Annotated in this window: 22 protein-coding genes; 19 read left to right on the top strand and 3 right to left on the bottom strand. The window is 54.5% G+C overall.

The genetic code is table 11. The annotated features are described in order from the left end of the window. Positions 1–288: 288 nt before the first annotated feature. From FHW16_RS22700 to FHW16_RS22710, 3 genes are all read left to right on the top strand, one after another. Positions 289–933, top strand: a complete 645-nt coding sequence (locus FHW16_RS22700; RefSeq protein WP_182551560.1) for an HAD family hydrolase — start codon at positions 289–291, stop codon at positions 931–933. Between the two features lie 131 nt (positions 934–1,064). Further along, positions 1,065–2,072 (top strand): hypothetical protein, encoded by a 1,008-nt coding sequence (locus tag FHW16_RS22705; protein ID WP_182551561.1) that lies wholly within the window; start codon positions 1,065–1,067, stop codon positions 2,070–2,072. A 370-nt stretch (positions 2,073–2,442) separates the two neighbouring features. Continuing rightward, complete coding sequence (locus FHW16_RS22710) at positions 2,443–3,087, top strand: hypothetical protein (RefSeq protein WP_182551562.1); 645 nt, start codon at positions 2,443–2,445, stop codon at positions 3,085–3,087. 71 nt (positions 3,088–3,158) lie between these two features. On the opposite strand, the gene FHW16_RS22715 is transcribed toward FHW16_RS22710, so the two are convergent. After that, positions 3,159–3,839: a GntR family transcriptional regulator gene (locus FHW16_RS22715; protein WP_182551563.1), complete on the bottom strand. Its 681-nt coding sequence runs from the start codon at positions 3,837–3,839 to the stop codon at positions 3,159–3,161. A 227-nt stretch (positions 3,840–4,066) separates the two neighbouring features. Here FHW16_RS22715 and FHW16_RS22720 point away from each other — a divergent pair, with 227 nt between their 5' ends. The 16 genes from FHW16_RS22720 (at position 4,067) to FHW16_RS22795 (ending at position 23,129) form a co-directional block, all read left to right on the top strand. Next, positions 4,067–5,194, top strand: a complete 1,128-nt coding sequence (locus FHW16_RS22720) for a sugar ABC transporter substrate-binding protein (RefSeq protein WP_182551564.1) — start codon at positions 4,067–4,069, stop codon at positions 5,192–5,194. Positions 5,195–5,265: 71 nt separating this feature from the next. Then, positions 5,266–6,807, top strand: coding sequence for a sugar ABC transporter ATP-binding protein (locus tag FHW16_RS22725; RefSeq protein ID WP_182551565.1), 1,542 nt, complete (start codon positions 5,266–5,268; stop codon positions 6,805–6,807). A 50-nt stretch (positions 6,808–6,857) separates the two neighbouring features. Continuing rightward, on the top strand, positions 6,858–8,870 hold the full coding sequence (locus tag FHW16_RS22730) for an ABC transporter permease subunit (RefSeq protein WP_432652075.1): 2,013 nt from the start codon (positions 6,858–6,860) through the stop codon (positions 8,868–8,870). 14 nt (positions 8,871–8,884) lie between these two features. Next, on the top strand, positions 8,885–9,691 hold the full coding sequence (locus FHW16_RS22735; protein ID WP_182551567.1) for an SDR family oxidoreductase: 807 nt from the start codon (positions 8,885–8,887) through the stop codon (positions 9,689–9,691). Between the two features lie 13 nt (positions 9,692–9,704). Continuing rightward, the gene (locus FHW16_RS22740; protein ID WP_182551568.1) at positions 9,705–10,652 is read left to right on the top strand and encodes a 3-hydroxyacyl-CoA dehydrogenase; all 948 of its coding nucleotides are present in this window, start codon (positions 9,705–9,707) and stop codon (positions 10,650–10,652) included. Continuing rightward, positions 10,649–11,611 (top strand): 3-keto-5-aminohexanoate cleavage protein, encoded by a 963-nt coding sequence (locus FHW16_RS22745; protein WP_182551569.1) that lies wholly within the window; start codon positions 10,649–10,651, stop codon positions 11,609–11,611. The genes FHW16_RS22740 and FHW16_RS22745 overlap by 4 nt, the downstream gene beginning before the upstream one ends. Before the next feature lie 9 nt (positions 11,612–11,620). After that, a complete protein-coding gene (locus FHW16_RS22750) occupies positions 11,621–12,493 on the top strand; it encodes an SMP-30/gluconolactonase/LRE family protein (protein WP_246711910.1) in 873 nt (290 codons plus the stop codon). A gap of 9 nt (positions 12,494–12,502) precedes the next feature. After that, positions 12,503–13,381 (top strand): SMP-30/gluconolactonase/LRE family protein, encoded by an 879-nt coding sequence (locus tag FHW16_RS22755; RefSeq protein WP_182551570.1) that lies wholly within the window; start codon positions 12,503–12,505, stop codon positions 13,379–13,381. Positions 13,382–13,917: 536 nt separating this feature from the next. Next, on the top strand, positions 13,918–15,039 hold the full coding sequence (locus tag FHW16_RS22760; protein ID WP_246711911.1) for an efflux RND transporter periplasmic adaptor subunit: 1,122 nt from the start codon (positions 13,918–13,920) through the stop codon (positions 15,037–15,039). A 9-nt stretch (positions 15,040–15,048) separates the two neighbouring features. Further along, entirely contained in the window at positions 15,049–18,126 is a 3,078-nt protein-coding gene (locus FHW16_RS22765; RefSeq protein ID WP_182551572.1) for an efflux RND transporter permease subunit, read from the top strand. A 123-nt stretch (positions 18,127–18,249) separates the two neighbouring features. Beyond that, entirely contained in the window at positions 18,250–18,501 is a 252-nt protein-coding gene (locus FHW16_RS22770) for a hypothetical protein (RefSeq protein ID WP_182551573.1), read from the top strand. Positions 18,502–18,512: 11 nt separating this feature from the next. Further along, complete coding sequence (locus tag FHW16_RS22775; RefSeq protein ID WP_182551574.1) at positions 18,513–19,535, top strand: DUF2169 family type VI secretion system accessory protein; 1,023 nt, start codon at positions 18,513–18,515, stop codon at positions 19,533–19,535. Next, the gene (locus FHW16_RS22780) at positions 19,535–20,572 is read left to right on the top strand and encodes a hypothetical protein (RefSeq protein ID WP_182551575.1); all 1,038 of its coding nucleotides are present in this window, start codon (positions 19,535–19,537) and stop codon (positions 20,570–20,572) included. The genes FHW16_RS22775 and FHW16_RS22780 overlap by 1 nt, the downstream gene beginning before the upstream one ends. After that, positions 20,569–21,609 carry a PAAR-like domain-containing protein gene (locus tag FHW16_RS22785; protein ID WP_182551576.1) on the top strand — a complete coding sequence of 347 codons (1,041 nt, stop codon included), beginning with the start codon at positions 20,569–20,571 and terminating at the stop codon, positions 21,607–21,609. The genes FHW16_RS22780 and FHW16_RS22785 overlap by 4 nt, the downstream gene beginning before the upstream one ends. A gap of 19 nt (positions 21,610–21,628) precedes the next feature. Continuing rightward, positions 21,629–22,642 carry a type VI immunity family protein gene (locus FHW16_RS29220; protein WP_182551577.1) on the top strand — a complete coding sequence of 338 codons (1,014 nt, stop codon included), beginning with the start codon at positions 21,629–21,631 and terminating at the stop codon, positions 22,640–22,642. Positions 22,643–22,982: 340 nt separating this feature from the next. Then, the gene (locus FHW16_RS22795; RefSeq protein WP_182549775.1) at positions 22,983–23,129 is read left to right on the top strand and encodes a DUF1127 domain-containing protein; all 147 of its coding nucleotides are present in this window, start codon (positions 22,983–22,985) and stop codon (positions 23,127–23,129) included. Positions 23,130–23,378: 249 nt separating this feature from the next. On the opposite strand, the gene FHW16_RS22800 is transcribed toward FHW16_RS22795, so the two are convergent. Further along, positions 23,379–24,650, bottom strand: a complete 1,272-nt coding sequence (locus FHW16_RS22800; protein WP_432652074.1) for an NAD(P)/FAD-dependent oxidoreductase — start codon at positions 24,648–24,650, stop codon at positions 23,379–23,381. A 13-nt stretch (positions 24,651–24,663) separates the two neighbouring features. Next, complete coding sequence (locus FHW16_RS22805; protein WP_182551579.1) at positions 24,664–26,154, bottom strand: M81 family metallopeptidase; 1,491 nt, start codon at positions 26,152–26,154, stop codon at positions 24,664–24,666. Between the last annotated feature and the right edge of the window lie 28 nt (positions 26,155–26,182).

Consider the following 26,182-nt stretch of genomic DNA (forward strand, 5'->3'; position numbering starts at 1 on the left):
CGGATACACACACATAATATGAATTATAATATGAAATTTATGCTTGAAGAAACGAGGCTCGGAATAATACGCACCTTGCGGCTTTTTCCGTGTGCTTTTGGAAGCGGTGACGGCTTCTCCGTTGTGTGCGCCTCGATCGCGAAGGATAGATGATGGTTGAAGCTGGTCGTATCGTTCCTCATCTTTTTGCGATCGGTTTTCTAACTAAAACTGCGAGCGAATTTAACGTGATTTGATTGAACAACCGAACATCGCTTAGATTCTCCTCATACCAGTTTGGAGGACGGTATGATCATTTTCTTCGACGTTGATGGCGTTCTTATAAATGGATGGCACGCAAACCCATCATTGAGAAAACCCTGGGATTTGAACATAGAGAAAGACCTTGGCGTTGACCGCGGCGGCTTTCAACGCAGATTCTTTGGAATAGATGGTTTTCGTCATCTTTCACCAATGGCGGAGTGTGCCAGCGGGCGACGTGATTTGAAGGAAGCCCTGCGCAAAATTCTGCCTTCGGTCGGCTTCTCTGGCCCCGTTGATGATTTTGTCAAATATTGGTTCGAGAAAGATTCCCTCATTAATGATGACGTCATGAAGCTGGTGCGGCGCTTGGCTGATGACGGAGAAATTAAGCTGTTTCTTGCCACGGGCCAGGAACATTATCGAGCACGCTATCTATGGGATGATCTTGGTTTTCGACACCACTTTGATGGCATCTTTTACAGCGCCAGCATCGGCTTCTCAAAGAAAGAGCGCCAATTCTTCCAAGCTATCAATCGGGCCCTCGATATTTCACCCGATGAGAAACCGTTATTTTTCGATGACCAGCCAGAAATTATCAGCTTGGCCAATGAAGCAGGTTGGGATGGCAAGGAATTTATCTCTGTAGAGGATATACAAAATCATCGAAGACTTGTTCATATTTGGAGATGAGACAAATTCCTCTCAACGACGTCCAAAGCAATGTCTCTACGCCGCTTGTGCAGGGTCAGCTTCCTCCCCTGATGACTTCGACCCGTAACAAGATGTAGAACGGCAAATGTTTCAATAGGAGATGTGAACTAGTGTGGTCGAGATACACTTTTCTGAGCAGCATCAGTCTACTCTGCCTCTGCGTCGGCGCCCTGGTATTCTCGGCCTCACCGCAATTATTTGCCGCAGAACGACAAATGGACACTCCTCTTTGGTTGAAAGTCCATATCGGTGAAAACGAGGGTCAAATCGCTCCACCGGTCTTGCAGCGGGCACGCGCGCTTTACGTGCGAAAGGTGCGGGAAGGCACGGTCAAGAATCCCTGCTACTTTGCGATGGACGCCACGCGTCCAAACGATCTGAATGACGGTAAATCGGGAGGCCGGTTTTACACTATCTGTGAAGCTGCCCAGACGTTTCGTGTCATTTCCTCCGGGCACGGCAGTGGCCGGAATTTAAAGGGCGTTGCAGATTTTGCCAACGGTCGAGAGTGTGCCAGGAACTTCGGTAATGCGATGGATTCGAACCTTACGGCCGGCGGTATGTACGTGACGGGCGAAACAAAAACATCTTTCAAGGGCTATTACCGTGTCTCGGGGACGAAAGATGCGGCGCTGCTTCGCTCGTTTATCCAGTTTGATGGCGAGGGCGAGACGGCAAACGCGCGACAGCGCGCTATTGGCGGGCACGCAGCCGCAGTGGTGGCAGGCGTTTGCCTGAAGAAAAATCCGGAGAGCCGCTACGCAAATCGGGATGGATTCGTTCCGCTCGGAAAGCTGGTGGAATACGCTGGCGGGCGCAGCGACGGCTGCACCAGCTGGACTGAATCGGACGCTGGACAAATAATCTCCATGGTGAAAGACAATCCAACGACGCTCTACATCTACCCGGAGTCAGCCGATATAGCTGCCATCGCCAAAGCCGTGGCGAGCGGCCGGTCGCTATCGAAGTCAGGATTATATTGGAATGAATCCTGTTTGAAAGAAATCGGTGTTCCAAAATTTTGGCCGAAAGAAAATCTGGAGCCGATCATTGCTCAGTACGGCAAAGATCATCCGGCACGCCCCCTGCAGCCGATACCCCTTTGTGACGTGCCGTAACGTTTGTCTCCTGGCATTGTCAGTAAAGGCGATGGTTTATTATCGAGCATGGGATTGGTGAACGGCCAAGACGAGTGCAGATTTCCCACCAGGCAATCCGAGCAGAGCAAGTTCTGGTCCGACGCCGGATGTCCGAGTGTAAATGCCACGCGGGAACATACGGCTTTTGGCAGTATGTTGCGCGATTGTCAGTGATGTCTCAGCGCCCAATATGCCGGCACGTTTTGAACCGTGTCTTGTGTCGGCAGCCGTAAGGATGCGACCAAGATGTTGTTGATTTTTCGACCTGGCAGGGGTCTCAATTAGGTTAATGATTCGTTCACCCATTTAACACGGGGGAGCAAGCATGAAGTCTTTGCATTCGTTTGCGGTGGCCGCGTTCCTCAGCGTTACAATTTCCGGCTTTCACCCGGTTCTCGCCGTCGCCGCTGAAAAAAGTCACCCTTTCATTCACTTTGCAACCTCAGATCCTTTCTTGGCACCCGGTCAAACGGCCACTCGCAACGACGTAACCGTTCTGGGTGGGCCTTTTGCAAGAAACACGGCAGGAGGTGCTTTTCACATTATTGGCGTTGACTACACCAAAAACTATTTTCTGGGGGTGACCTATGGGCGGGATGTTTATGATCTTGGAGCCGGATTTCTGCTGGGCGGGGTTGCTGGTGCGGCAGTGCGTTTTGGTGCTGACGACGATATGTCCGGCGAAGCTTGGGCAGGCGTTCGGTTAAAATATCAAGGCCTGGTGATTGGCAACGTTGTTATTTCACCTGCTTTTACTGCTGGTTTTAGCGCGGTTACAGGCGAGACCGAAATCGAAAAGCAACGCGAAATCCGGTATAATGGCGATGCATCGTTCCTCGGATTTCTCGGACCCGAGGTATCGCTACGCTGGCGCGGTGCTCCCAATCTGGAAGTAACGTGGCAATTGCATCACCGGTCCGGAGGCGATGGAACTTTTGGGAATATGGGCGAGGGCTCGAATGCAAACACCTTCGGCATACGGTATCGTTTTTAAAGACAGTGCCATAGGATCAATCAGCCACCCCTTTTGCACAAACTTTGCGGCAGATCCGGAATCTCTCCGCTCTAGTTCATAAGTTCTGCAAGAACGTCATAGGCTGCTTCAATATCCGCTTTAATCGCGATCTTGATCGCATTTTCATCGCGCGCGCAGAGTGCGTCGAACATGGCCTGATGGTGTGTATTGGCCGTTGTGTAATTGCCGGAGTCATGAAGCATGTTGAAATATGGGCTGACCTGAAGCCACAGGTTCTCAATGATGTTCAGAATGCTTTCGGAGCCGGATGCCCGATAGATTGAGAAATGAAATGCGTGATTGGCATGCAGGTAAGATTTAACATCGCTTGCGGCATTGGCCTTCTCAAGTGTATCCAGCAACAATCTCAATGCTTCGATTTCATCATTGCCGATCCGTTTTGCCGCCCAGGCACCGGCAATCGCCTCCACCTCACTTCGGACATCCCGAAGGTCTGTCAGTTTGGCGTGGCTCAGAGGCGGGATGCCGATTGAGCGTCCGGAAACTACGGTCAATGCGTTGGCCGCGGTCAGGCGGCGCAATGCCTCGCGTACCGGCATGGCACTGACACCAAACGCGTCGGCAAGACTCTGCACAGTAACCATCTCGCCTGGCACGATACTGCCTTCAAGGATGAGATTTGTGATCTGACGGTACACCTTGTCCTGCAGCGTTTCTTTAGAAAGAGGCAGGATTTCAACTCCTGGCTTTCTGTAACCGGCTTCAGTCATTCCCAAGCATTCTCACCTTTCCGGGATCGTAGCATGCAATTCCATTTGGAAATGCAGCCTTCATGATGATGCGTCAAGAGCTCTGCGAGCATTCAAGCGCGGTTTTCTGATCAATCATATTTTATCATTGATCTTTGATCAAATGGTGTTACGTTTTCACCAACGAGACGGCAAGTGGCAGTGAGGTGCTTCTTGGGAGACGTTTCGACTGTGGGGAGGAGAAGATTATGAGTATTGGATCACGCATCCGGCGCGTAGCCGTCTGTGCAGGTATTGCGGCAAGTGCAGCCCTCGTTGGCCATGCTGACGCGGCAGAAAAGCACAAAATTTTTCTCAGCATGAGTTTTATCGGAAATGACTGGCAGGCTGAAGCCGCCAATATGGTAAAGGCCATGGCAGCGCATAAGAGCCTTGCCGACAAGGTGGATTTGCAGGTTCAGGTCGCAGGTCCCAACGCACAGCGCCAGATTCAGCAGATCAATGCGATGGTGCAGGCGGGTGCAGAGGCAATCATCGTCTTCCCCATCTCCCCAACGGCTTTGAACCAGGTGGTGAAAAACGCCTGCGACAAGGGCGTGAAGGTATTCGCCTATGATGGCGAAATTACCGAACCATGTGCCTATAACGTTGCGATAGACCAGGAAGAGGCCGGGCGGGTCACTGCAGAATGGCTGGTCAAGAAACTGAATGGCAAGGGCAATATTATCGCCATTACAGGCGTACCGGGCACTTCGGTGGACAACCTTCGCACGAAAGCAGCAAAAGAAGTTTTTGCCAAATACCCGGATATCAAGATTGTCGGAGAAGCGGTGGGTATGTGGAGCCAGGCCGTTGCCCGCACTGAACTGTCCAAGATCCTCGCGACCCGCAACTGGAATGACATTAACGGTCTGTGGATGCAGGTCGGCTGTTTCACTGCAAACTCGATGCAACTTGAAGCGGGCAAAAAACCCACTGAGTTATTGCCATGTGCGGGTGAGGGCTCGAACGGCGGCCGTATACAGATGCTGCCGGCGGGTACGGAAGCCGAAGGAGCAACATCGCCATATCTTCCGCTTGGAGCGCCGCGAATTTCCTATGCGTCTCCACCCTATTCGGGTGCGCTGGCCCTGAAACTTGCAGTCGAGGCAATTGAGGGCAAGGACGTTCCGAAGAAGACGGTCCTGCCGTTGCCACTTGTCACAAACGAGACGATCAAGCTTTGCCAGGAAGGGAGCTGGGCAGAGATGAAAGCGGGCTGCAACGCATTCAAACCGGCAATTGTTTCCAATCCTGGCTGGTTTGCCTCGATCTTCTCCGAACAAACACCCGAAATCGGTCTGAACGCTGCACTGGTCGGCCAGCCTGAAAATTGATTGCTGCTGTGAGGAGCGGTTCACCGCTCTTCACAGGGCGAAATTTGAATCACGTGAGCGGGACCAGCACGATGAATTGCGACTTCAAACAATCGGCCATTGAAGTAACGAACGTGCGCAAGACGTTCGGTGCGACCGTGGCCGTCGATGCGGTTTCATTCAGCGTCGCACCCGGTAGTACGCATGCCTTGCTCGGCGAGAATGGTGCGGGAAAGTCGACTATTGTCAAACTGCTCTCGGGGCTGCTTCGCCCCGATGAGGGGCATATCTCTGTGTTCGGGCAGATCGTGACGCTCAAATCTCCACGTATTGCGCATGCTTGCGGGATACAAACAGCCTTCCAGGAAATGAGCCTCGTCCGCGATCTGAGTGTGCTGGACAATATGCTGATGCCATACGCTCCCATCGGGTTTGCCGGTATCATCCCCCGGTCACGGGCACGGCGTGCAATCATCCGGCATATGGAGGATCTGGAATTTTCCGTCGATCTCGATGCAGAGATTGGTACGCTTGATCTGGCTGTCCAACAAAAGATCGAGATAGCGCGTGCGCTCTACCGGAAGCCTCGTATCCTTTTACTTGATGAGCCAACATCGACGCTTGCCGGAAGTGATGTCGAATGGTTGGGACGGATTATTTCCAGACTCAAAGCGCAAGGCACAACGGTCATTTTTATCACGCATCGCATGCGCGAAGTAAGAGCCTTTTGCGATACGCTGACGATCCTGCGCAACGGGCGTCACATAACCACTGGTTCTGTGGCCGGGATTACAGACGCGCAGGTCATCGAAAGCATCGTTGGCAGGACCATCGCCCAGACATTTCCGCAGCGTCCGCCGAGCGATTTTGCTTTTGGAGATCCGGTCCTTGGCGCGCGGCGCCTGCGGGCAGGAGCCAAATTGCACGATGTCAGTTTCGATCTGCGCAGAGGGGAAATTCTTGGCATTGCAGGGCTGCAAGGGATGGGACAACTCGACCTCTTTCTTGCCTGTTTTGGTATGACGGAAGTGAAAGACGGAGACATTCTGGTGGACGGCCGCAAGGTCAGATTCAGCTCGCCATCTGATGCCCTTGAGCCCAATATTGCGATTGGACTGGTTCCTGAGGATCGCAAGACCGAGGGGCTGTTTCTCAAGTTGAACGGTACCCTGAATGCATCTCTGCCGGTCATAGACCGCTTTTCCCGGTTTGGCCTGATCAGGCGAAAGTTAGAGGAGGAAGCCGTTCGGGCAGCCTTTTCGACCGTTGAGATTGACAAGCGCGCCCTTTGGACACGGGCCGGGGCTTTTTCCGGCGGCAATCAGCAAAAGATCGCCATCGCCAAGTGGCTTGTTGCGCAAAGCCGGATTTTGCTGCTGTTCGATCCAACACGCGGCATCGATGTTGGTACAAAGCACGAGCTCTATCTCATGATGCGCAATTATACCGCCGCCGGCGGCTCTATCCTCCTGCACTCGACCGAAGTTCCTGAACTTGTCCATTTGTGTGATCGTGTTCTGGTCCTCTACGAGGGGCGTTCGGCAGCGTTCCTGTCACGCGATCAATTGACGGAGGCTGCAATCATGCGCCCGGCATTGGGTCATGTGGTTTCAGCGCAGGGGGCCGCCGAATGACGATGAACAGCATTACCTCTGCAAGCAGCAATCGTCTCAGGTTGTTCAAGATGCCAGCCGAACGTCGCGCGATGTTGATCGCGATTGCCGTCTTTTTTGGTCTCTTGGGCATCGTGGACTTCGTCAGTACGGGTCCGCTCAGCTATTTTGATGTTTCGTTTCTGTCGAGTGGCGGCGCAACATCTGCATTGGCGGCAATTGGTCAGACCATCGTGGTACTCTCGGGTGGATTTGATCTATCGGCCGGTGCCGTTATTTCTCTTGTGAATGCTGTGCTGGCACAGAGCATGGACCCGGCCGTTGCGCAAACGAGCGTGTTCTACTGGACCTGTGTCGGCGTGGGTATCGGCATGGCAACAGGCGCTTTCAACGGTATCTTCATCGCCTTCTTTCGATTGCAGCCCATCGTCGTCACACTGTCGACCATGTTCATCATACAGGGCGTGACGTTGCTGGTCATGGATAAGCCGGGCGGGTTCGTAGCCCCGGAACTTGCGAACTTCTATCTGGGAGACGCTATACCTGGCTGGCTTCCAATGCCGCTGGTTGTCATCGCAGCGGTTATCCTTGCGTGGATGTGGCTCAAGAATACGCGCTTTGGCACAGCACTTTATGCGGTTGGGAGCGATCCCGACGCGGCAGCGTCCATAGGCATACGTGTGCCGCTCGTACGTTTTCTGGTCTATGTCATTGCGGGTGGTTGCTATGGCCTCGCAGGCGTATTCATCAGTGCACAGACCGGGAGCGGAGACCCGCTGGTTGGTAATCCGCTGCTTCTGTCGATGTTTGCCGCCGTGGTCGTCGGTGGCACACGTCTGGGAGGCGGGCGTGGAGGTCCGGTTGGTACTGTTTTCGGTGCCTATATTCTGATGATGGTCGTCAATATCCTGCTGGTTCTCAATGTGTCTGCCTATTATTCGACAATTGCAGAAGGGACAATTCTGATCCTTGCCGTACTGGCCAGCTCTATCTCCGGTCAGTCGGTCCTCGCGCTGCAGTTACGCGGCGTGAAATCTCGTTTGACGGCATGGCGGCAGGGATTGTTACCGTCTCAGCTTGATCAGGCAGACCGGCGGCTGAAGACAACGCAGCCTGTTACCGGCAATCTGAGCCCGGTACCCTTTCTCTCCCGCAACGGCGAGACAATCCGTTATGCTTTGCCCGCCTATCTCTGTCTGTTTCTTGTTGTGCTCGTAACCCAGTTTTGGCTTGGGCGAACAATTCTCAACCCGACTTACTGGAATTCTCTCGCTGTTCTTTCGAGCTTTCTAGCCGTGTTGGCCCTGGGGCAGGGGACAGTTATTCTAACAGGCGGCCTTGACCTGTCCGTTCCCTGGACAATTGGGCTATCCGGCATATTGCTGGCAGGGATCGTTAACGGTTCGGACGCGGCCCTGTTCTATGCCTTGCCACTTGTCCTGCTGGTTGCGTGCCTCATCGGTTTGATCAACGGAGTCGGGATTGTCGTGCTCGGCATCTCGCCCATCGTCATGACGCTGGCGATGAACGGCATCTTGCAAGGGTGCGCTTTGATCTATTCGCAGGGCACACCGGCTGGTTTCTCATCACCGATGCTGCGTTGGTTCATGACCGGAAAGATACTGGCCGTTACTCCGGTTGTAGTCTTCATGGTGATGTTCGTGATTGCCGGAGTTTTGCTGTTGGGACGCACGGCGTTTGGCCGACGGGTTTATGGCATCGGCAATGGCCTGCGCGCCGCACAACTCTCCGGCATCGCGGTCGGCCGTACATTGATTTTTGTCTATGTCCTTTCAGGCTTGTGTGCAGGGCTTGCGGGCATATTGCTGACGGGATTCTCCGGACAGGCGAGCCTTGGCATGGGTGATGACTATTTGTTGCCATCCATCGCTGTGGTCGTCGTTGGCGGTGCACTGATCACCGGCGGGCGCGGCCACTATCTGGGCATGCTTGGCGGCGTACTTCTGCTCACGGCACTGCAAATGTTTCTGGCGGGAACGACACTGCCCTACGCAACACGAGCGATTCTGTTCGGTCTGGTGGTGCTGGGCGCTGTCATGGCTCTTCGCGAAAAGCGGTCTTAACGAAAGGAAAAATAATGAACAGGATTGCTCCGGCATCGGCTGATGAATTCCTGGGTGGTTTGCGCAACCAGCGTGTGCTTGTCACTGCAGGTGGTTCAGGCATTGGGTTCGCAATCGCTGCCACGCTCTCGAAACTGGGGGCTCGCGTTGTCATCTGCGACGTGTCGCAAACGGCGCTCGACGAAGCGCGCACGGCAATCACACCAATTCACGCTATGCTCGCAGATGTGTCGCGTGAGGACGATGTCGAACGCATGTTCGCTGAAGTAACGAGTACCCTCGGCGGTCTCGATGCGCTCATCAACAATGCCGGGATTGCCGGACCAACGGGGAGCGTGGATGAAATCACTACAGATGACTGGCGGCGATGCATCGATATCTGTCTTACCGGACAATTCCTCTGCACGCGCCTTGCTGTCCCACTGTTGAAAGCCTCTGGAGGCGGGTCGATCGTCAACATGTCGTCCGCGGCCGGTCGCCACGGCTATGCGTACCGTACACCCTATTCAGCGGCCAAGTTTGGCGTGATCGGTTTCACCCAGAGTCTGGCAAAGGAACTTGGGCCGCATTCGATCCGAGTCAATGCGATCTTGCCCGGTATTGTCGAGGGGCCACGTATCGAGAATGTCATCAGCAACAGGGCCAAGCAGCTTGGACTTTCCCACGAAGCAATGACGGAACGCTATCTGGAGAATGTTTCGCTCCGGCGCATGGTCAGCCCCTACGACGTGGCAAGCATGGTCGCCTTCCTGTTGTCCAATGCTGGTGTCAACATTTCGGGCCAGTCGCTCGGTGTTGACGGTAATGTCGAAACCCTTTGAGGAGGAGCGCGTGATGCAAAAGATAGCCATCGTCGGGTGCGGCTTCATCGGCAGGGCATGGGCTATAAGCTTTGCCAGAGCTGGCTACAGGGTGAGCATGTGGGATCAGTCCCCGGATGCCGTCGGACAGGGCCTGAGTTATATCAGCGATATACTTGGTGATCTCGAACACCACGATCTTTTGAATGGTAATATGCCGGGAGAGGTGCTGGCGCGGATCGAACCGGAAACCGATCTCGGCAAGGCACTTGAGGATGCCGTCCATATCCAGGAAAATACACCTGAAAATCTCGGCGTTAAGATCAAGGTGTTCACTCGGCTTGACGAAGCAGCAGATCCCGATGCTATCATAGCAAGCTCGACATCGGCATTGCTGCCTTCAGCGTTTACGGCACACTTAACGCGTCGGCATCGCTGTCTTGTCGTTCATCCTATCAATCCGCCCTATCTCATTCCTGCGGCTGAGGTTGTTCCCGCTCCATGGACGTCACTGGAGATAATTGAGCGTACGCACGCATTCCTTGTCGCTGCCGGTCACGCGCCGTTGGTGATGAAACGCGAGTTGGACGGATTTATTATGAATAGAATGCAGGGCGCATTGCTGGAGGAAGCATTCCGGCTCGTTGCCGATGGCTATGCAACGGTCGAAGATGTCGACATCGGTATCCGTGATGGACTTGCCCTGCGCTGGTCGTTCATGGGGCCGTTTGAGACGATTGATCTAAACGCGCCGGGTGGTGTGCGTGACTACGTGGATCGCTACCAGATAATTTACGAGCGACTGTTTCCGCAGATGCTGCGGCGTGTCGATTGGGCAGGTGACGTCCTGAATTCTGTCGAGGCTGACCGGCGCGCGCGGTTGCCAGCTGATAAACTGATCGAACGGCAGATTTGGCGTGATCGCAATCTCATGGCGCTTGCCGCACACAAGAAAAAATCAACGCAGGAGTTCGGACAATGAGCGAGACGACACAGATATCCAATGGTTCAAGCCTAAAGGGCAAGGTTATCATCACCTGCGCGATCACCGGTGCAATCCATACACCAACAATGTCACCGTATCTGCCCATCACGCCGGACCAGATCGCACAGGAAGCTTTGACAGCGGCAGAAGCCGGAGCGGCAATCCTTCACCTTCACGCCCGCGACCCCGAAACAGGAAAACCCGACCAGACACCTGAGGCCTTCGCCAAGTTTCTGCCGCGCATCAAACAGAACACAAATGCCGCGATCAATATAACGACAGGCGGCAGCCCTTACATGAAGGTCGAGGAACGGGTCAAACCCGCTGCGACTTTCAAGCCGGAGGTGGCCTCGCTCAATATGGGCTCAATCAATTTCGGGCTCTATCACCTGGCCGACAAGTACAAGCAGTTCAAGTTTGACTGGGAAAAGCCGCATCTGGAGGCCACACGCGACCTGGTCTTCCGCAATAGCTTCAAGGACATCGAGTATATTCTGGCTACCTGCTACGACAATGGCACACGTTTCGAGTTCGAATGCTACGATATCGCGCATCTGTACAATCTGGCGCATTTTGCCGACCGCAATCTGGTGAAACCGCCGTTCTTCGTGCAGTCGGTCTTTGGGCTGCTCGGCGGCATCGGGACACATCCTGAAGATGTCGCTCATATGAAGCGCACGGCAGACCGCCTGTTTGGTGACAATTACCGCTGGTCGGTCCTGGGAGCCGGGGCGAGCCAATTGCGCATTGCCGCACAGGCCGCCGCTATCGGTGGAAACATTCGCGTCGGACTTGAGGACAGTCTTTGGGCGGGAAAAGGCAAACTTGCGAAATCCAATGCCGAGCAGGTGCTGCTCGCACGCAAGATCATCGAAGGCCTCGGAATGGAAGTTGCGACACCCGACGAAGCCAGAGACATACTTGCACTCAAGGGCGGCGACAATGTCGCATTCTAGGAGGACACCATGCTGCGCATCGAAGTCTTCAGTACGGATCAAAACCAGCTCGGTGAAGGTCCACTTTGGGATGTGGAAGAGCAACGTCTCTATTGGATCGATTCCTACGGCCCGGCTATCTATTCTTGTGATTTCAATGGCGGCCACCTAAAAGTTTGGAAGCTTGATCAGCCAATCGGATCTCTGGCGCTACGGGAAGGTGGCGGAGCAATTTTGTCGTTGAGAGACGGATTTTATGCGTTTGATTTCGACAGCGGAGAAGCAACCGTTCTGCATAAAACGCATCCGGGTGAACTGCGGCCGCGCCTGAATGACGGAAAGGTGGATCGCCAGGGCCGTTTCATTGCAGGCTCGATGGATTTTGAAGAACGCGACCCGTTGGGAACGCTCTTTCGTCTCGATACTGATCTTTCGGTTCATACGCTGGATACGGGGATCATCTGTTCAAATGGCCCTTGTTTCAGCCCGGACGGGTCAATCCTCTATTTCGCCGACAGCCATAGAAAAACGATCTATGCGTATGATTATGACACCGCTACCGGGGCGGTTCTGTCCCGGCGCGTGTTCACCACGTTCGACGCCTTGCGCGGCTACCCCGATGGGGCGACCGTCGATGCGGAAGGTTATGTCTGGAGTGTTGAAGTTTATTCGGGACGATTGATCCGCTTTGATCCGAATGGCGTTGTGGACCGCATTGTCGGTCTGCCCGCCCAATCCACCACGAGTATCACGTTTGGCGGGCCCGATCTTGATGTTGCGTTCGTCACGTCGATGGCACGACCATTCAGCAATACCTATCCGCGCGAACGGGAGGCGGGCTGTGTCTTTGCCGTTCACGGGCTCGGCGTTCGCGGATTGCCGGAACCACGTTTCAGGGGATGAGGAGAGAAGATGAAGATCGATGTTGTAGTGGACGTGAAAACGACGCTGGGTGAAGGACCCTTGTGGGACGTGGATCAGCAGCGGCTTTACTGGATCGACAGTTTTGATGGCCGCATTTTCCGCGCCACGGCTGACGGTCGCGAAATCCGCTCATGGGATGTTCCGATGAAGATCGGATCGATGGCCCTGCGCAAGGATGGAACCGGCGCACTCGTTGCGTTGGCGAGAGGTTTTCATCTCCTGGATTTCAGGACCGGCGACGTCGAACTGATCCACGACCCGGAACCTGAGAAACATGCCAACCGCCTCAATGATGGCAAGGTCGACAAGCAGGGGCGTTTCGTTGCCGGGTCCATGGATACTATGGAAAGCGGGCCAAATGGTGCGCTTTACCGGATCGACACTGATCTTAGCGTTCAAAAACTGGATGACGGAATCATCGTCTCGAATGGTCCATGCTGGAGCCCCGATGGTGGAACTTTCTATTTTGCCGATTCCTGGTCCGGTGAAATCTGGGCCTATGACTATGATCAAGCCAACGGAACCGTTGCCAACCGGCGAACCTTCACCAAGCTCGATACATCAACCGGCGGGGCCGCGGATGGATCCACAGTTGACTCCGAGGGATGCCTTTGGAATGCGCAGGTCTATGACGGAAAAGTTATACGTTACAGACCAGACGGGACTGTCGACCGCATCATAGAGATGCCGGTCAAAAAGGTAACGAGTGTGATGTTCGGCGGGCCAAATCTCGACATCCTCTATGTTACTTCCATGGCAAAACCGCCGCTGCCGCGCTTCCCCGAGGATGGAGTGTTGCGCGGCAGCCTGTTTTCCGTCACCGGGCTTGGTGTAACTGGAGTACCAGAACAGCGTTTCGCCGGTTGAACTTTCCTCGTATACATGAGTTCAATGACGCGTCGCGTAAATGGGATATCGATAGTTCTTGACGGATGGAACTGTGCCAATTCATGTCCCGAGGGTTGCCACATTGCAAATCTGTGCTTGAGTTCTCACGCAACAGGTTCATACAATAACGTTCAGCTACGTGTTGTTTCGAGTTTTTTAGGATTCGTCGGGTTAGCATTCCAAATGCGCTGAAGATCGCTATGCCACTGTTTTTAAGTTTTACTTACCAGGGCGGGGCAAGCGGCGGCAAGTTCTTCTATTGAGAATCGAGGCATCTTTACCTCTGGTACTAAACGCCTACTCACTCAGAAAAGGAGGTCTGCAATGACGTTTGACTGGTCCGCTGTGCTTGAGGGTTACCGAATTGAACGCCGCAAGCTTCAACCAGGGCGGCGGCGAGCCTGCGGCAGCGCAGGCGGAGCAGCATTTACCGTAAGACGCGGCGGGGGTGGCACTGATCAAGCGCCGTACCGGCCTGTCCTTGAAGAGTAGAGTTTGAAGCCATGATAAAACGCATGGTTATAATGCTGATCGTCATAGGTCTGATCCTGGGTGGTATTTTCGGCTTTCAGGCATTCAAGAATCGCATGATCGCGGCCTATCTGGCCAATCTCAAGACACCGCCGCAAACCGTTTCGACGATCACTGCGGCGATGAGCCCATGGCAGACGACGTTGCAATCCGTGGGCGGTTTCAATGCCGTCGAAGGTGCCAACCTTTCGGCACAGGTTCAGGGCATCGTGCAGAAAATCGGCTTTCAGGATGGTCAGGATGCCAAGAAAGGCGATCTGATCGTGCAGTTGCTTGCCGATCAGCAGATCGCCACACTGCAGCAGTATCAAGCCACCGTGGATAATGCGCAGATCACCTATGATCGCGATTCTAAACTGATCAAGTCGAACACCATTCCGCAGTCACAGGTTGATAGTGATCTCGCAACTTTGAGGGCCGCACAGGCGCAAGTTGTGGCGCAGCAGGCGCTGGTTGATCAATATTTGATCCGTGCGCCCTTTGATGGGCACCTTGGCGTCAAGCTGGTTAGCCTTGGTCAGTATCTTGCTGCCGGAACCGCTGTTGTAACCTTGCAGCTGCTGGATCCCATTCAACTTGATTTCTCAATGCCCCAGCAGGCTCTGTCACAAATCAAAGTTGGTCAGCCGGTGACCGCAACGCTGGATGCCTACGGCAATCAAGCATTTGACGGCAAGATCGTGGCGATAAGCCCGCTGGTGGATAGCCAGAGCCGCAATCTAACGATCCGGGCAAGTCTCTCCAATTCCGATCGCAAGCTTTTGCCCGGTATGTTCGGCAATGTGTCCGTGGTGGTCGGTGAACCGCAAAACTATATCACCCTGCCGCAGACCGCCGTTACCATCAATCCTTATGGCAATGTCGTTTATGTGGTGACCGACAAGGGCAAGGGAGCGGACGGAAAGCCACAACTCGTCGCCAGTCAGAAATTTGTCACGACCGGTCAGGCGCGCGGCGATCAGATTGCGGTGACGAAGGGATTAAGTGCCGGAGAGATCGTAGTGACTTCCGGCCAGTTGAAACTGAGTAACGGCTCGCCGGTCATTGTCAACAATTCGGTGCAGCCAGCGAACGATCCAAATGCTGATCCGGCAAATCCCAACTGAGGCGCGGCGATGAACATCACCGACATTTTTATCCGGCGCCCCGTCCTTGCCTTAGTGGTGAGCGCACTAATTGTCGTTATCGGGTATCAGTCCTTCCGCACATTGACGGTCCGCCAATTTCCGCGCACACAGAATGCTGTCGTCACGGTGACCACCGTCTATCCGGGCGCGGCACCCGACGTGATTGCCGGCTTCATCACGACGCCGCTCGAAAATGCCATCGCCCAGGCCAACGGCATCGACTACATGACCTCGTCGAGCACAAGCGGCACGTCCACCATCACAGTCAACCTCCGTCTCAACTATGATGCCGACGCGGCAATGACCGAGATCAACGCCAAGATGTCCTCGGTGATCAATCAATTGCCGTCCGGCACACAGCAGCCCACCATGTCGGTTTCCATCGGCCAGACGATCGATGCGATGTACATTGGTTTCCGCAGCGACGTTTTGGCGGGCAATCAGATCACCGATTATCTGGCACGCGTGGTCCAACCCAAATTACAAACGGTTAACGGCGTTCAGACAGCTGAAATTCTGGGCGGCAGAACTTTCGCATTGAGGGCTTGGCTGAAACCCGACAAGCTGGCCGCCTATGGATTGACGGCAGGTGATGTGGGGACCGCACTTGCGGCCAACAATTACATCTCCGGCATAGGTACCACGCGCGGTCAAATGACCCAGACGGTGCTGACGGCGCAGACGGATCTGCATTCAGCCGACGAATTCAAAGAAATGGTGGTCAAGCAGATTGATGGTGCGATCGTGCGCCTGAAGGATGTTGCCACCGTTACACTCGGGTCTCAGAACACCGATGTCCAGGTGGGGTTCGATGCACAGACCGGTGTTTTCATCGGTATCCAGATCGCGCCGACAGCAAATCTGCTCGACGTAATCGCGGGTGTGCGGGCGGTGTTTCCGGGCATTCAGGCACAACTGCCACAAGGGCTGGAAGGTTACATCGTCTATGATTCCAGTACTTTCGTTACGACGTCGATCAACGAAGTCGTAAAGAGCTTGGTTGAAGCCTTGGTAATTGTCATTTTTGTGGTGTTCGCATTTCTCGGTTCACCCCGTTCTGTTGCTATTCCTATCATCGCCATACCGTTGTCGTTGGTGGGCACCTTCGCGCTCATGCTTATTTTAGGCTTCTCCATAAATCTGCTGACACTGCTCGCCTTGGTGCTGGCTATCGGTCTTGTGGTCGACGACGCCATTATCGTCGTTGAGAATGTCAACCGCCACATCGAAGAAGGCGCGGCCCCGATGCAGGCGGCGCTGGCTGCAGCGCACGAGTTGGTCGGCCCGATCCTTGCCATGACAGTTGTCCTGATCGCCGTTTATATACCAATCGGCTTTCAGGGTGGCCTGACCGGCGCGTTGTTCACTGAATTCGCCTTTACACTGGTCGGCGCCGTCAGCGTTTCCATGATAATCGCGCTGACGCTGACGCCCATGATGTGCTCGCGCATCCTGAAGCCGCACCTCACCGACCGCAGCGGCTGGGAGGAGCGGCTCTCGGATTTCATTGATCGCCGCTTCTCGGAGATCCATCGGCCCTACATGCGGATGCTCCACGGCAGCCTGAACACGGTCCCTGTGACCCTGATGTTCGCTGCGATAATTCTCGGCAGCATTTACTTCCTCTATGCCGGTGCAAAGAGCGAACTGGCTCCCAACGAAGACCAGGGGTTTCTTGGCGCGCAGGTGACCAACGCCCCCAATGCGACGCTCCAACAAAAGCTTCTCAATTCTGACCAGGTCACCAAGATCTTCCGCAGCTTCCCAGAGACCGACAAGACCCTGCAGGTTGAGGCACCGGGCACATCGTTCGAGGGTATGGTTCTGAAACCATGGGACCAACGCACGAGAACAGCGAATGATCTGCAGCCGCTGGTGCAGGCCGAAATGGCCAATATCGCGGGCGGTCAGGCTGTCGTTTTCCAGATGCCGCCGCTGCCGGGTGCCAGCGGTTTGCCGGTGCAGTTCGCCATCGGCAGTACCGGGAGTTTCGACCAGCTCAACGAAGTGTCCAACACCTTTTTGCAGGAAGCGCAGAAGTCCGGCATGTTCATCTTTCTGATGAAGGATCTGAACATTGACAATCCGCAATATTCGATCCAGATCGACCGCAGCAAGGCATCGGCGCTTGGCCTGTCCATGAACAATGTGGGCGCAGCGCTCGCCTCCATGCTGGGCGGCGGCTACGTCAATTATTTCAGCATTGACAACCGCTCCTATCAGGTTATCCCGCAGGTAGAGCAACGCTCCCGTCAAACCATCGATCAGATAATGAATTATCCGGTTGCAAGCGTGAACGGCGCCAAGATTCCGCTCTCGGCGATCGCCACGGCCAGACTCGAAGCAACGCCGCGCTCGGTCGCCCATTTCCAGCAGTTGAACTCGGCGACCATCTCCGGCGTACCAGCGCCAGGTGTTGCCGTCGGCGATGCACTGGATACCCTTAAGTCGATCGCGGCACGTTCACTGCCGCAAGGCTATGCGGTTGACTATGGCGGCCAGTCCCGTCAGTTCGTTCAGGAATCGAGCGGTATGGCGACCACCTTCGCTCTCGCGCTGATTATCGTTTTCCTGGCTCTTTCGGCACAATTCAACAGTTTCCGTGACCCCCTGATTATCCTTGTATCGGTGCCCATGTCGATCGCAGGCGCGCTCGCTTTCATCACCCTTGGCATCGGTGGCGCAACAATGAACATCTATACTCAGGTTGGACTGGTCACGCTGATGGGGCTGATCAGTAAGCACGGTATCCTGATCGTCGAGGTGGCGAACACGTTGCAAGCTTCCGGAAAATCAAAGCGTGAGGCGATTGAAGGAGCCTGCGGTATTCGGCTGCGTCCGATCCTGATGACCACGGGCGCCATGGTTCTGGGCGTGGCACCGCTGATCCTGGCTGCCGGCGCCGGTGCGGCCGCCCGCTTCAGCATAGGGTTGGTGATCGCCACAGGGCTGGCCATCGGTACATTGTTCACGCTCTTCGTAGTGCCTGCGGTCTACATGCTGCTCGCTGCTGATCACCATGATGAGCAGGATGCATCAGAAGCGGAGCCGACTTCCCCCCATTGAAGAAGCTCTTGCATGTGTTCTGACCATTTGACCCAAGTTTCTCCCTGTGGTTGAGTGCAACCCGACGCAAGTATTGAGATGTTTCGCCGTTATTCCGGCCACGGGGGCTGAGAGGAGAACAACGTGAACGACAAGCCTAAATTTGACAAACGGAATGCCCGTTCGCATGAAGCAACGAACGACGCTTGGTCTACCTTGATGGCACTCGCGAAGTTGATTTCTGTCAATGAGACAACGGGAACGCTGACAATCCAGAACGGCAAATCACGATTGGTTCTGCGTCAAGATGGGGTTATTACCGTCGAAGGAGAATCGATCAGACAATTGGCTGCTCGCAATATTGTTCTTGATGCCGGTGTTATTGATCTCAACTGAGTACGCATACCATGTGGGACGTCAACAACCGGACACCCTTTTCTGAACAGGGCTATTTCGTGCGTGACAGGCATGGCGCGGAGCATTGGGTGGTTGCTGTTCGCGCCACGTTCGCAGTGCAGAGAGATGGTCTCGTTGCTCTGGCTGATGCGCAGGGGCCCGTAAGACTGGCACCGACTTACCGCAAAGACGATGCTGCGGAATTGACCGCTGAAACAGACATTTCGCCGTTCCGTCCCCAAACTGACTTTACCGTGCAAGGTTTTGCTTGCGCCCCGGATATGGCAGCAGTGCGACGGTTACCCATTCGCGTTTCAGTCAATAGTCTCCACAAGAATGCAGTGGTATTTGGTCAGCGCCATTTGAAAGTTTCGCGAAACGGTGCGGCTGTTTCCGAGCCTGATGAATTTGGCGGTATTGCTCTTACATGGAAAAACAGCCTTGGTGGTGCTGATCCGTTTGATCGTCGTGAAGATGCCGAACCACTTTCCAACAATCCGATCGGTACCGGCTGGACAGCCGCCTGGGGCAAACTCCCGCTGGGCTCTGAGATGGCCCTGCCGTTGATCGAGGATCCCAAAAACCTGATACGGTATGACAGGCCTCTGCCCAAGCCGCATGGCTTTGGGCCATTGCAGCCTGCCTGGGAACCAAGACGCAGCCACGCGGGTACGTATGATGAAAAGTGGCGGGCAACGAAAGCACCACTTCTCCCCGACGATTTTTCCGATCGTTTTTATCAGGCAGCATCACAGGACCAGATACTCGATTTGAAGGGTGGTGAAACTGTCGAGGCAGAAGGACTGCATCCGGATGGTATTTTCTCGTTCCGCTTGCCGCAAATTGTGCTGCGCGCCACCACGTGGATTGGCCAGTCGGCGGTAGAGACACGGTTCAGATTGATTGCCGTGAGCTTGAATGCGAAAGACAAGATGGTCGATATGGTGTGGAACACAACAGTTCCATGTAATGGGCGTGATACGGCAATAAGAAACTGCAGTGTCATCGTGAAGCAGATGGCCGGGGTAGCGTGATGACGGCATCGCTCGCAGATATTCGCGCCATTGGGGTATGCTGCCCGCTTGGCATGTCACTCAAAGAGACAGCGACATCCTATCAAAATGGCGTGCGCAATTTTGTAAAATCATCAGATGTCATCGGGCCAGATGGTCTACCTGTTCGTATCGCTCCAGTGTTTGCCTTTAATGAGCCACGGAATTTCGAACTGCGTCTGCAGCGATTGTTTGAAACCGCGGCAGATGATGTGAAATCCCAATTACCTCAGAAGACAGTGGCGGCTGATCTGCGATTGATCGTTCCGGACTGGTTTATGGAAAATCCGCTGCGCGAGCCTTTGCAAAACTGGATTCTTGAACAGTTCGGCACCTGGATTCGTACGGTAACTTTTCTCTCCGGCAAGGAAACGATATTTCTGGCTGAGTTGGCACGGGCTCTCCAATCCGTTTCCGAGGAGAACTCAAGTGATTGCTTTGTTGGAGCTCTTGACAGTTTGATGCATGCCGAGTTGATCGACATCCTGACACTTCAGGATCGCCTTTTGACGAAGGACAATCCACATGGCGTTATCCCAGGTGAAGGCGCCGTCATTGCGTACGTTGCGCAGGTAGACCCTGGGACAGAAGGGGCATTGGGCACCGTGCTTGCCGCTTATCGAGGGTATGAAGAGGAAAGTTTCAGAAAACCAATAGGTGTTCTTGGCCGCGGACTTGCGAAGCCGCTGGCGCTCGCACTGCGTGATGTGCTGCCGGATCGGTTTATGGTCAATCTCAACGGGGAGCGCTGGCGTTCGGAAGACATATCTGTTGCTCTGTCTGCTTCCCAACCTTTACCGGACCATTTAGCTGCTGATTTTGAAACTCCACCTCTTTATTGCGGTGAATGCGGTGTTGTTACAGACGCGATTATGGCCGCTTTATCACTCGTCCCTCCACCCGATACACTGTCAAATGTATCGTCCAAAAGTGTTATAACGCATATTGCCATTAGCCAGCGCAGCGGGTTGCGTTGTGTCGGTATCATAGAGCGCTACGTTGCGGAGAATCCGGTGTGAACGAAACAGTTGCGATCAACGGCATAACGCTGTGCCACAAGAACTCCACCGGTTGGGTCCGTTCGACTTTGCCGGACGTCTGCAAAAGCCCGACCATACCTGTTCCCTATACCAACATAGCCTTTGCCCGGGATCTTGCCAAAGGGACAAAAACCGTGCGCTCGAACGGCGGCGCGATGAATGGGATAAAGGGTTCGGAGTTTTCGATATCCTATGGTGATGAACCCGGAGTTGGCGGCGGCGTTATATCCGGCGTCAACAAACATCGCGCCACCTTTTTATCCTGGTCACCAAATGTCTTCATGGAAGGCAAACCGGTTACCCGACTGACGGATCGCATGTTGCTCAACAAAGGCAACACTATTTCCGCGGGAGGTTATTACACCGGTCCTGTGACAGGACCGGACAAACCGCTGCTGGACGTTTTATGCAACATAGCTTGTGAGTGTAAGGCGGCGGGTACCGCACAACAAACATGTGTCGACGTGGCCATCAAGGCAATGCCACACACACCGCAAAATGGTATTTTCTCTGAAGTGACGTTCGATCCATCGGGAAATATGTATACGCTGCCTGATGGTACACCTATGACGCGCATGGGGGTTCCCGGGTCACGGCTTGACGTTATCGCCGTAGCAGGCGGACAACCGACGAGCTTTGTCGAGATGAAATTTCCGGGTGATCGTTTCAGGGGAAGCCAGCGGTCCCGGTATCAGGCGATAGCGGCAAAGCATGGCAAACAGTTAAATGAAATTACGGTTGCTACCGATTGTATCTGCGTCGATCCAAAACCGAAGCCTGTACCGGTTCCCGCAACGGAGGAAGAAAAGAAAACAGCGCCCGCCTCGGATACCGGACTGACGACGGGTCAGGGGGTTGCTATTGGCGTAGGCGCTCTCGCGGTGGTGGGTGCGATCGCGTGCTTTATTCTGGAACCTTGCGGAGCGATCGTCGCCGGCGCTGCCGCTACTGCTGCCAGCACGGCAGCAGGGGCAGTTGCCGTTGGCGGGCTGGCCACAGCTGCTGCTGGTTCATAATGTTCAAAAGGAGAGATCGGTGAGCACGTCAGGCCAAGCACATGACGAGGCGAAGCAGGCAATTATCGCCGAGCTCGACCACCTCGAGATACTAGACAATCAAGGCAATGTTTCGGCGCGGATCGGATACTGTGTCACCCTGTTTTTTGGTGAAGGTGGCACACTCGAGAAGCGCCGCGCCGCATTCAATATATACAAACACTACTGCAGTTTGTTCGTTGATCATTTGAGCCATTACCAAGCTCCGGGCTCTGATAGTGTTCGCCGGCTCAACGATCTCTCGTTCCTGGACAAGAGTGAAGCCAAAATCGAAAGAATTCCAGAAAAGGAGCCGCTTGATTTTGCTGTTTTCTCCCATGGGCAGACGGGGAAGGCCGAGGATGATGACGGTGTTGGTCACTTTGGTTTCGCAGCCAGCTGTGTTGCTCCCGACCAACCGGGCGAGCTTATGCCGGTTGACCGGTCCTCGTTATCGGCCTTTATTTCGGCCGGTTGGGTGAGAAAGCACGGTCATGCACGGTTGCTCGAACTTGTACGCGATTGGAGTTCACAGCTAAAACCGTTTCATGGCATCTGCGGTTTAAGTGTCATTTTTGATATCATTTATTCCAGTACTGCAGCGAAACTTCATTCCTTCCCCTATATCAAACGGTTCCCCGGACTTCATTGTGGTGACAGCAGTATGTTCACTGTGGAGATTCAGCCCCACAGCAGTGAATATCTGTTCACGACGAACTGGTTGACTGTCCTGTCGGCGGATTTCTCACAAAAGGTCGGAGGAAAGGAAAAACTGGTGGCGGTTATGGGCCCGACTTGTCCAATTCATGACTATGAAGGTGGGATTATTATTCAGGCAGGTGATCAAGCCCAGATTGGCGATGTAAACAGGGGATTGGTCCTTGACGATTATCGACGTGTCGCGGATGCGTTAAAATCAATTCGTTTTGAGGACTACCAGGTCGGCCTTTTTCCTGTCCCAGAGCCGCTGGATGCTGTTGAAGAAACCATGAAATGGATTGGTCGTTTTGACTAAGCTATGTAGGGACGGGCAACTCTCCGTTCTGGACGAGCGCGCGACCGGCAGCATTTTCGGATGCCGTAGTGCCTCGTCAGCAATAACCCTCGTGCTAAGCAAGCAATAATACAAAGCCACAACGCCGTACCATCGCTCGGCTGAGGGTAGAGCGAAATGTTCGCTTGCTGACGACATTCTCAATCTCCACGAACTGATGACCATTGCGCCGGATGCATAGGTGGAATGAGGGATTGTGCCTGTTTTAAACCGATTGAAAGGCCTATATCCCACTCATCGAAACGACGCCGGGGCCAGGCAAGGCTGCTGACGTCAGACAGCCCTCAGAAAGGGGATTATCATGAACGTAGCACGCTCTTTCAACAACTGGCTCAAGTTCCGTCAGACCGTTACCGAACTTGGCCGCATGTCCAGCCGTGAACTGCAGGATCTGGGTATTGACCGCGCCGACATCCGTAGTGTTGCCCGCGCATCGGTTACCCGCTAATCACACTGGACCAACTGACCAGCAACTGTTCGACGCCCGCTTTCAACGCGGGCGTTTTTGTATGGCGACAGCGCACAAAATTGGATGGATCGGCCCAGCAGTTGATTTCCAAGGGCTTTATCAGCGCGGATGCAGTTCCTTAACCCCCCCTATGCCGTCTCTAAGCAACTTGTGTCCAGTATAAAGCTCTCCGCTCTATGATTTTAAGTTTTTGACGCGTTGATTGATTCCCAGTTGAATAACGGGGCGTCAAGAACGCCCATTCTCGAAACGCTTCAAGGCGAAAGGAGTGGGATCGGTGAATGTCTTCTCGCCGGTCATCATCTCGGCCAGCAATCGTCCTGTTACTGGACCAAGTGTGAAACCATGATGATTGTGTCCGAACGCAAACCACAGACCTTTGTGCCGCCAGCCGCGGCCAATAACCGGGCGCATGTCGGGAAGACACGGACGTGAGCCCATCCAGGGTACAGTTTCGATCCGATGCCCCAGTGGAAGGATTTCCCGGGCAAGTGGTTCCGTGCGATCAAGCTGAATTGGCGTAGGATCGCTGTCACGCCGGGAAAATTCAATGCCTGTTGTCAGCCGAATTCCCTGATTCATTGGCGCAATCAGAAAACCACCATCGACATCGACGAGTGGGTGGTTGAGAACGGCGTTGGTTTCAGTGCCAAAATGAACGTGGTATCCACGTTTCATCAGTAGAGGAATCTTATAGCCAAGCGGCCGAAATACCATATCAGACCAGGGTCCCAAAGCTGCCACGATTTGCGGCGCATGTGCAGTTCCAGACTCCGTAGTGATGCTCCAGCCAGTTTCTTTTTGCTGGAGATCCCGCGCATTGCCACAAAGAAATATACCTCCACGATCCACGAATAGTTTGGCATAAGCTTTTACGACAGCACCGGGATCAGGCACCGTGGCTGCATCAAGCCAATGTATGGCGCCGGCATGCACGTTGGAAAAATGAGGTTCGCGTTGCTGTAGCGCTTTCGTGTCGAGCACATCATAGTTCAAGCCGAACCGATGTAGCGCGGTAGCAGCATTGCGCGCCCGTTGGAATGTCTCTTCTGTACGATAGGCCTCGATCCAGCCGGTTTTGCGCAACACGGGCAACACGCCAGCCTGCGACATCAGGCTTTCATGTTCGATGACAGAACGTTCAATCAGCGGCCACATATCATCGGCTGCCCGGGCAAGTGGACTGGGAGCGGATTCACGCCAGAAGCGCCAAAGCCAAGGTGCAATACGAGGCAGGTAGCGCCAATCAAAATGCACGTCCGCGGACCGGTTGAAACCGTACCGCAGCAGTGTCGAAAGATCGCGGGGAACACCGTAGGGAATGACGCTCGACCGCTCGATCAGACCGGCATTGCCATAGCTTGTTTCTTCACCGGCTCCCCGCCGATCCACCAATATCACCGTCCGTCCGCGCTGCTGCAAGTGCAACGCAACTGAGACGCCGACGATGCCGGCGCCCAGAACGATGACTTCTCCTTCATTCGCTGTCTGAGACATCATGTATCCTGACAGGTCAAATCGTCATGTCGCGATCGAGCGGAAAGATCGGGCGCGGCACATTGCGATAGGGCATCTTTCCATAATCCATCGTGCACAAAGCGCCGCTATCACAGACGATAATCTTGCCAGCGATGGGTTCGAAGGCTGCCCGGAAATGCTGCATCGATTTCAAACCGACCACACGATGGGTGCCGGGGTCGATACCGAAAGCACGAAACTGCTGCAGGTCACGCATTTGCGATGGTTCACTGACAACGAGCACGCTGATGCCGTCGATCTTGACCACTGCGGTTAGGCCGAAGGTAAAGGTCAGTCCGCCCAATTGGGGCCCGTCGCCAACAAGCTTGCCATCGCTGAGATGCATCAGCTTGGCACTCACCTGCAAAGGTGAGCCGCCAAAACTTGGGTCGGTCTTGCCGCCAAGCGACAGATGTATGATATCGCCGACGGTTGCGCCGTGGAGCATGCGGGCTGTTTCGGGATCAACGATTGGACCGAAACAAGCATCAGTGACCCCCGCTCTTAGAAGGCCGCCAAGCAATGTTGTTGCATCACCATAGCCGCCAGCACCGGGATTATCGGCATAATCGGCAACAATCAGTGGCCGGTCGCCACGGTAGTTCAGGGCAATTTCCGCAGCCTCTTCCACGGTATGGAACGTGTTCAACACGTCAAAGCGGGTTTCCCAGATCTGGTCAGCAATACTCTCGGCAAAGTGCCGATGCGAAGCAGGGTCGCCGTCATATGTGACCAGCACCGTCGGGCCAACCTCGGGTATATCGGCATTCGGGAAAGCCCCGTTGATACTGACCGCTAGCGCGCCGGATGTCTTCTCATGGGTCCGCGCTGCACTGATCCAGCCGATCATGGGACCAACATCGGTTCGTCCTGCGTTGGCTTCCTCAAGCATCGGCCTCCGGACGAGCAATGTCTTTGGCTGGATTTCGCCCGCCATCGTCCGGTGAAGCACTTCGCCAGCGTGCCGGGCGATATCGCGCATGTCGATATGCGGATAGGTTTTGAAAGAGATTAGAATGTTGGCATGCTCGCACATTTTCGCCGTGACATTGGCATGTGGATCAAGCGTAACCGCGATTGGTAAATCCGGCCCCACCACGGCGCGCAGGCGGGCCAGCAGTTCGCCTTCGCCGTCCGGCGCAAACTCGGTCACCATCGCACCGTGCAGACCAAGCAGAATTCCGTCAAGATCGCCTTTCCTGTCCGTGGCTGCCTGTACAATGGCGCCGCCGATCCGGTCGAACGCATCGCGTGTCACCGGACCAGCCGGTTCGGCTGAAGCGCTCACGACGTGCTCTGTCTTCCAGTCGAACTTGCGGGCGATATCCATGAAACCCGCGATCTCCGTGTTGGCATCGCCCCGGGCGTGTATGGCCGCTTCGCCGAACAGGACGCCTTCCACCTCGAAGGCGTCGTAACCGGTTTTCCGGACGTTGAAAGTGTTGGTCTCGTGGGCAAATTCGGCAGTCAGGACGCGAAAAGTCATGGCGATCTCCTCCAAAGAGTCGTTTGGT

Source organism: Phyllobacterium myrsinacearum (genome assembly GCF_014138285.1).
Classification (GTDB): Bacteria; Pseudomonadota; Alphaproteobacteria; order Rhizobiales; family Rhizobiaceae; genus Phyllobacterium; species Phyllobacterium myrsinacearum_A.